Annotated in this window: 6 protein-coding genes; 3 read left to right on the forward strand and 3 right to left on the reverse strand. The window is 51.3% G+C overall.

What is annotated here, in order from left to right; translation table 11 throughout:
- The first annotated feature begins 175 nt into the window (after window positions 1–175).
- Window positions 176–826: a lysylphosphatidylglycerol synthase domain-containing protein gene (locus HW443_RS08435; protein WP_176235284.1), complete on the forward strand. Its 651-nt coding sequence runs from the start codon at window positions 176–178 to the stop codon at window positions 824–826.
- Between the two features lie 132 nt (window positions 827–958).
- On the opposite strand, the gene HW443_RS08440 is transcribed toward HW443_RS08435, so the two are convergent.
- Window positions 959–1,942 carry an NAD-dependent epimerase/dehydratase family protein gene (locus HW443_RS08440; protein ID WP_176238062.1) on the reverse strand — a complete coding sequence of 328 codons (984 nt, stop codon included), beginning with the start codon at window positions 1,940–1,942 and terminating at the stop codon, window positions 959–961.
- A 339-nt stretch (window positions 1,943–2,281) separates the two neighbouring features.
- Here HW443_RS08440 and HW443_RS08445 point away from each other — a divergent pair, with 339 nt between their 5' ends.
- Window positions 2,282–3,397 carry an SDR family NAD(P)-dependent oxidoreductase gene (locus HW443_RS08445; protein ID WP_308751096.1) on the forward strand — a complete coding sequence of 372 codons (1,116 nt, stop codon included), beginning with the start codon at window positions 2,282–2,284 and terminating at the stop codon, window positions 3,395–3,397.
- 149 nt (window positions 3,398–3,546) lie between these two features.
- On the forward strand, window positions 3,547–5,199 hold the full coding sequence (locus HW443_RS13635) for an NAD-dependent epimerase/dehydratase family protein (protein ID WP_181040581.1): 1,653 nt from the start codon (window positions 3,547–3,549) through the stop codon (window positions 5,197–5,199).
- A 20-nt stretch (window positions 5,200–5,219) separates the two neighbouring features.
- On the opposite strand, the gene HW443_RS08460 is transcribed toward HW443_RS13635, so the two are convergent.
- Both HW443_RS08460 and HW443_RS08465 read right to left on the reverse strand, forming a co-directional pair.
- Entirely contained in the window at window positions 5,220–6,248 is a 1,029-nt protein-coding gene (locus HW443_RS08460) for a glycosyltransferase family 2 protein (RefSeq protein ID WP_258188943.1), read from the reverse strand.
- The gene (locus HW443_RS08465; RefSeq protein WP_176236792.1) at window positions 6,221–7,195 is read right to left on the reverse strand and encodes a GDP-mannose 4,6-dehydratase; all 975 of its coding nucleotides are present in this window, start codon (window positions 7,193–7,195) and stop codon (window positions 6,221–6,223) included. The genes HW443_RS08460 and HW443_RS08465 overlap by 28 nt, the downstream gene beginning before the upstream one ends.
- Between the last annotated feature and the right edge of the window lie 363 nt (window positions 7,196–7,558).

The raw sequence follows: 7,558 nt of genomic DNA on the forward strand, positions 1-7,558 counted from the left end.
GAGGGTGATCGTCCCACTTTGTGTACCTCGAATAAGTTCGAGTGTTCTGGACGCTGGGACTTGTTCCAGGCATTGTGAGTAACGCACGAGCGTCTTGGAATTGCTGTGCGGCTCCTCCTTGTGAGTCGTTGTTGATACACCGGCTGACCGATAGTATAATTTTTTTTTTTTTGCAGTGGTTTTCCTGGGAGCGGAGAACCTGGCCTTCTTCCCCGCGGGCCTGGTGTATGTCACCGTGGTTCTGTTTATCCTCTTGATGTTGCTGCTGATCTATTTTCATCGTCTGGTGGATACAGGTACCAGGGCGCTTAACTACCTGGTAAGACGGTGGGAACTGGAAAGGTTCTGGGTGATAAATTGGATAAAAGAAAAGGCGGAGCTTACCAATAAGGATATCCAGGAGATGCGAGCTCGAAAGATTTACGCTAACGTCTTCGCCACCACCATCATCATGCGTATCTTCAAGTTCGGATTCTTCTATCTGGTTCTTTTGAGCCTGCTTATAGACCAGGGTTTCTCCCTGGCCAATCTGAGCTTCTGGAAGGTCTTTCTGGGAACGGGAGGAGCTGAGCTGTCAGCCGCTCTGCCTACTCATTCCATAGCCGGGCTGGGGACCTATCAGGCCAGTTGGACGGTGGCTTTCATGCTTCTGGGATTTCCCAGGGAACTGGCCATCATCTCTGGATTCAGCTTCTACATTATCAAGATTACCTGGAACATCCTCCCGGGGCTTCTGGCCATGGGCGTGCTCTTCCTTACCGGCCTACGCCTTAAAGCCCGCATGGTGGAAGAGAAGACGGTGGTGGGGAAAGGGCCTGCCTCCTAGCCAGTTCAGCCTAAGAAATGGCGCCAGTCACTCTCGAACGCATCCACAAGGAGAGAACAATCCTATCACCCTTCCCAGGCTTGCGGGTCCCCTGGGACAGCCCCAGACACAAGAGTATTTGCGGAGTGAGCGTCAGTTCAGATATCCCCGCTCCCGGTACCACTGCGCGGTAAGGTGAATCCCTGTCTTGAGATCGTATTGGGGCTGGTATCCCAGATCTCTTTTGGCCCTGGAAATATCGAAGGCCCGGCTCTTGGTAAAGAAGTCCACTCTCCGGCGATGAATAGGGGGCTCTATGCGCAGAGGTATGCATACTGATTCTACCAGGGGGCCCAGCCACTGGAAGGGCTTTACTGGAAGATGAAGCTTTGGAGGGGATACCCCCAAATCATGGGCGATCATAGTGGTGAGCTGGTTCAGGGTTACATATTCCTCTCCGCCAATGATATAGATCTGCCCGATGGCTACATCTTTCTCGGCTCCCAGAAGAAAGCCGGTGATCAGATCATCGATGTAAACTTGATGATAAGTAGTCTCACCACTGCCCAGAATGACAAACCTCCCTTTGGCAATGGAGCGAAAGAGTTTGAGCATCCGCATATCTCCCGGTCCGTAGATAGCAGCAGGTCTGATCACTGTTACCGGAAGGTTCTTCTCCCGAAAGTAGCGCAGAGCCAGCTTTTCGCCTTCCATCTTGGTTATCTGATAGATATCGCCCGGATTGTAGGGAGTTTCTTCATTAGCCGGAGGATTGGAGATATGGCCCAGAACACCGATGGTGCTGCAGTGGATAAATCTTTTTACCCCTTCCTCAAGAGCCACTTGCAGCATATTCTCGGTACCCTTGATGTGGATGTCATGATAAATGTGCTCAGGGAAGCCAGCCTGCCGGTAGAGGGCGGCCAGGTGGAAGAGCACGTCTACATCTTTCATAGCCGGGCGAAGAGAATCGATGTCCCTTACATCTCCAAAGATGATTTCGATTCCCCGGTCCCTCAACTGATCGGTCTTGCTGGTTTTTCTGGCCAGAGCCCTGACCTGATGGCCCTGCTCTGCCAGCCGGGTGCAGAGAGCCCCTCCAGTGTATCCAGTTCCTCCAGTAACAAAAGCTTTCATGGGACCTCCATTCTTATTCAAGGAGCTTCAGCCGATGGGAGCAGCATAAAAGAAAGAAGTTAGCCCTACAGCGATACTTAAGAATCTTAGTTCAATATGTAGGGCAATTTCTTTAATTGAGCCAGAACATATTGTAGGTATTCAGGTAAATGACGTTGTAGGGTTAGATCTTGGCCAGGTTCCTGATCATGGCCTGTCTAATTATATTAGAAGGGTAGGCCCATTGCAAATTTTCCAAGACTACCCAAATACTTGCCTGGATTTGGGACAAAAGGTAGCATTTGGATGGCCGGTCTTCTATAATTAAGACCGTATTTGGATAAACCGGGAGGAGGTATAGTGGAAAAGGTACTGGTCACCGGCGGGGCGGGCTTCATCGGATCCTTCATAGTTGATGAGCTGGTGAGAAGAGGGTATGAGGTGCGCATCTTTGACAATCTGGAGCCTCAGGTTCATCCTGGAGGAAATCCCCCTGATTACCTGAACCGAGAGGCTGAGTTTGTCCACGGTGATGTGCGCGATTACGACGCTCTGAGAAAGGCCATAGAGGGAGTACGGGTGATCTTCCATCAGGCTGCCACGGTAGGAGTGGGCCAGAGTATGTATGAGATCAGTCGCTACGTTCAGGTCAACACCCTGGGAACGGCCAATCTGTGCGACATTTTGGCCAACCAAAAGCACCAGGTGGAGAAAGTGTTGGTGGCTGCCTCCATGAGCAGTTATGGAGAGGGGACCTATAGTTGTAAAGAATGTGGTGAGGTTTCTCCTTTGTTACGGCCCTCAGAGCAGATGGCTCAGGGGGATTGGGAGGTACACTGTCCGCACTGTGATTCTATCCTCAAGCCTGTGCCTACCCGGGAAACCAAAAAACTGGAGGTAAACAGCATCTACGCCATTACCAAGAGAGATCAGGAGGATATGGTGCTGGGAGTGGGAAGAGTCTACCATATCCCCCCGGTAGCTTTGCGTTACTTCAACGTCTATGGGCCCAGGCAGAGCCTGAGCAATCCCTACACCGGAGTGGTGGCCATATTTATGAGCCGGATTAAGAACAACCACCGGCCCATCATCTTTGAGGATGGTGAGCAGAGCCGGGACTTCGTCTCCGTGCACGACATTGTCCAGGCTAACATGCTGGCCATGGAGAAGGAGGAGGCTAACTACCAGGTTTTCAACGTGGGAACCGGTCGTCCCATTACCATAAAGCAGATCGCCCAGGTCCTGGCCGAACTCTACGGAGTAGACATTGAGCCCAACGTAACTAATACTTTTCGCAAAGGAGATGTGAGGCACTGCTTTGCTGACATCAGCAAGATCCAGGAGCAACTGGGCTATGAGCCCCAGGTGGACTTTAAGGAGGGCATGCGAGAGCTCATCGAGTGGTCCCGCCAGGTGAGCGCAGAGGATAGGGTGGAGCAGGCTACCCAGGAGTTGAGGGAAAGAGGGTTGATCTAGTCTATACAGACCAGATACTCTGGATGGATGAGGTTGAGAAAATTAGCGGTACCGTTATTGACAGGATCAAACATGTCCCGCTATAAGGGAAATATTGGATACACAAAGACCGTATTACAAAAAGTATCTAGTTTTGCTAAGGAGTAAGGTTGAAAGTTCTAGTTACCGGCGGAGCCGGTTTTATCGGCTCTCATCTGTGCGACCGCCTGGTGAATAGGGGTCACCAGGTGATCTGCCTGGATAACTTTGTTACCGGCACACCTGACAACGTGGCCCATCTGGAAGGTCGCTCCAATTTTACTCTGGTGAAACATGATATCACAGAACCCTATGAGGCTCAGGTGGATCTCATTCTTCATCTGGCCAGCCCGGCCAGTCCCATCGACTATGCCAATCTCCCCATTGAGACCCTTCTGGTTAACTCCAGAGGTACTGCCAACATGCTGGAGCTGGCCAGGAAGAACCAGGCCAGGATCATAGTGGCTTCTACCTCGGAGGTTTACGGCGATCCCGACACCAGTCCCCAGCGGGAGGACTATCATGGAAATGTTAATCCGGTGGGACCTCGAAGCTGCTATGATGAAGGAAAGAGGTTCTCCGAAGCCCTGACCATGGCCTATCACCATAAGTACAAGCTGCCCTTCACTATTATCCGCATCTTTAACACCTACGGTCCTCGCATGAGGCTCAATGATGGCCGGGTTATCCCCAATTTCATATCCCAGTGTCTCAGTAACCAGCCCATCACCGTCTATGGCGATGGCAGCCAGACCAGAAGTTTCTGTTATATTGATGACCTGGTGGAGGGGATTCTGCTGGCTATTAGCAAGGAAGAGGCCATCAATCAAATTATGAACCTGGGTAATCCCTTTGAGATCACTATCCTGGAGCTGGCTCACTATATTCGAACTCTTTGTAATTCTCAATCGGAGATTGTGTTCAAGCCCCTTCCCGGGGACGATCCTCTTCAGAGGAGGCCAGATATCGCCCGGGCCAGGATCTTTCTAGGATGGGAGCCCAGCTTTCCGCTCCAGGAAGGTCTGATGAGGACCATCAAGTTCTTTGCTACCAACCACTTTGAGTACGTTCCGGTAAACCTGGAGGATCTAACTCTGAAGAAGCTCTCTATCATCATGCCTGTCTACAATGAGGCTCCCACTCTGAGGGAAATTGTGGAGAGGGTTAAGAGTGTGGAAGTTCCAGACATGGACAAGGAGATTATGGTGGTGGATGATGGCTCCACTGACGGGAGCCGGGAGATCCTGAAGGAGATGGAGGGAGAGGAGATAACCGTGCTCTATCACCAGAGGAACCGGGGTAAGGGGGCGGCAGTGCGGACGGGACTTTCTGTCTGCAGGGGAGAGTACATTATCATTCAGGACGCTGATCTGGAATATGACCCGCGGGACTACCGTAAGCTAATCCACCCTATTCTGGAGGGCAAGGCCACGGTAGTCTACGGCTCCCGTCTTACCGGAGAGAAGAGAAACCTGAGCTTCGGTTTCCTTTTGGGTAACCGGATTTTGTCTCTGCTTACCGATATTCTCTACAACACCAGTCTGTCCGATATGGAGACTGGCTATAAGCTTTTCACCAGAGAGAGCCTTCAGGGAATTACCCTGAGATCCAACCGTTTCGAGATCGAGCCGGAGATAACTGCCAAAATCTGCAATAAAGGGATCCATATATATGAGGTGCCCATCTCCTACGCGGGCCGGGATAAGGCTCAGGGGAGAAAGTTCTCCTGGACCGGCATCTTCTCGGCCATCTGGACTCTGGTGAAATACCGTTTCGTGGGCTAGGACTCCGACCACGTCTTCCCTCAGTCTATTATCCTCTTCACAAAATAAATGGGCTTGTTTTGAGCCTCGTGGTAGGTTCGGACAGTCATCTCCCCCAGAAGCCCCATAGAGATGAACTGAAGTCCCACGAAAATGAGAAGGACTCCCAGAAGGAGGAGGGGCCTGTTAGCAAGGGGTTTGCCAAAGAAAAGTCTTTCCACGGTCAGGTAAAGTGAGATAAAAAAGCCCAGACCACCGGAGACAAGACCCACCAGTCCAAAGACCTGGATGGGGCGGGTGGAATAGCTGAGAAGGAATTTCAGGGCTATGATGTCCAGGAGCACTCTTACGAGGCGGGAGAGTCCGTATTTGGATCTGCCATATTTGCGGCTGTGGTGAGTAACTGGCACCTCAGCTACTGAGACTCCCAGCCAACTGGCCAGGGCCGGGATGTAGCGGTGCATTTCTCCATAAAGATCAATGTTCTTGACCACATCCCTGGTATAGGCCTTGAGGGTACACCCGTAGTCGTGGAGATGAACCCCGGTCAGTTGGGAGATGAGCCAGTTAGCGTACATGGAGGGAAGGGTTCTGGTCAGAAACTTATCATGGCGGTTCTTTCGCCACCCACTAACCACATCGTATCCCTCTTCCATTTTCTCCAGGATGCTGGGAATGTCCTGAGGGTCGTTTTGCAGATCGGCATCCATAGTCACCACCACTTTTCCCCGGGCGAAGCGAAATCCAGCCGCAATGGCTGCAGTCTGCCCGAAATTGCGGCGAAACTGGATGATCTTGAACCTGTTATTTTCAGCATGAATAGATTTCATTTTCTCCAGGGAGCCATCATTGCTCCCATCATCTACCAGAAGCACCTCGTAACTTCGGTCCATTTTATCCAGGACCTCCTGGAGGCGGTGATAGAGGGGCTTCAGGCTTTCTACTTCGTTGTAAACAGGCACTACCACAGACAGATCTACTTCTCCGCTCTCCTGTCTGATATCTGGGTTCAAGTTCTTCTCCCTTGAAAATAACCCAATTTTCATGCGACGTGGTGCGCCGCGGGGCATGGGCGATTCCTTTTAAACCAGTCCACAAAGAGAGCGACGCCCTCTTCGATGGGTACTTCCGGATGGTAGCCTAGTAGCTTTTGGGCTTTGGAGATATCGGCGTAAGTGCGGGTGACGTCTCCGGATTGAGGAGGCTGAAAGTCGATACGGGCTTTCAGGCCCAGGGCCTCTTCGATCAGACGGACCAGCTCTTTCAACTGTATAGGGCTGGAGTTACCCAGGTTAATGATCTCGTAGCCAAAATTGCGGTCCATGGCTGCCCTTAGGCCAGAGACGATATCAGAGATGAAGGTATAGTCGCGGCTGGAACTACCATCGCCGTAGAGAGGGATGGGCTGTCTTTGATAGATGAGGCTGGTGAACTTATGGATGGCCATCTCCGGTCTCTGTCGGGGGCCATAGACAGTGAAAAAGCGCAGGCAGATTACAGGAAGCTGATAGAGATGGTGATAGGTATAGCAAATCAGCTCGGCCGCTCTTTTAGTAGCGGCATAGGGAGAAATGGGCCGCTCTATCCGGTCTTCCTCACTGAAAGGAATCTTATCCTGTTCTCCGTAGACCGAGGAAGAGGATCCAAAGATGAACTTCTTGACCTGGTGCCTGACGCACTGCTCCAGGAGGTTGATTGTGCCACCTACATTGACCTTTTCATAGAGGGCCGGCTGGCGTAGGGAGGGTCTTACTCCAGCCCGGGCAGCCAGATGCACCACCTGGTCGATGTTCCAGGCCGAGAATAGTTCTTCCAGAGTTTCCTTATTGGTAATATCCCCTTTTACCAGACGGAACTCCGGCCTGGCCTGAAGTCCAGCTATGTTTTCCCACTTGATCCGGGGATCATAGTAGTCGTTGAAGTCATCGATACATATTACCCGGTAACCTTCTGCAACCAGATTTTCGGCCAGGTGAGATCCAATGAAGCCGGCTCCTCCGGTGATGAGTACAGTCATGTCCCTCCCTTGAAAATAACACAATTTTCATGCGACGTGGTGCGCCGCGGTGCATGGGCGATTCCCTTGTACTAGCTTTATATTTTCGTCGACTATTTCAATTGGTCATAGGTCAGCCCCGATCAGCAAAGAAAGGGGTGGGGGCTATCATCATGATCTTAAGTTTTTGCTTCTTCATCTTCTATCTCTACGGCCTATATTAGCAGGATCAAGTTATTTGTGCCAGGGGAAACATGATTGTATGTCTGGCACTGACCATATTCTACAGCATAGGGGGAACTTCAGGGGACCCCTTCGCTGAACTGCTGAACCAAAGCCCGTTGCCTCACCTAAAAATGTACTCGAAAGGGGCAAAGTAGACAA

The sequence above is a fragment of the Candidatus Hakubella thermalkaliphila genome, from assembly GCF_013281975.1.
Lineage (GTDB): Bacteria > Actinomycetota > Humimicrobiia > Hakubellales > Hakubellaceae > Hakubella > Hakubella thermalkaliphila.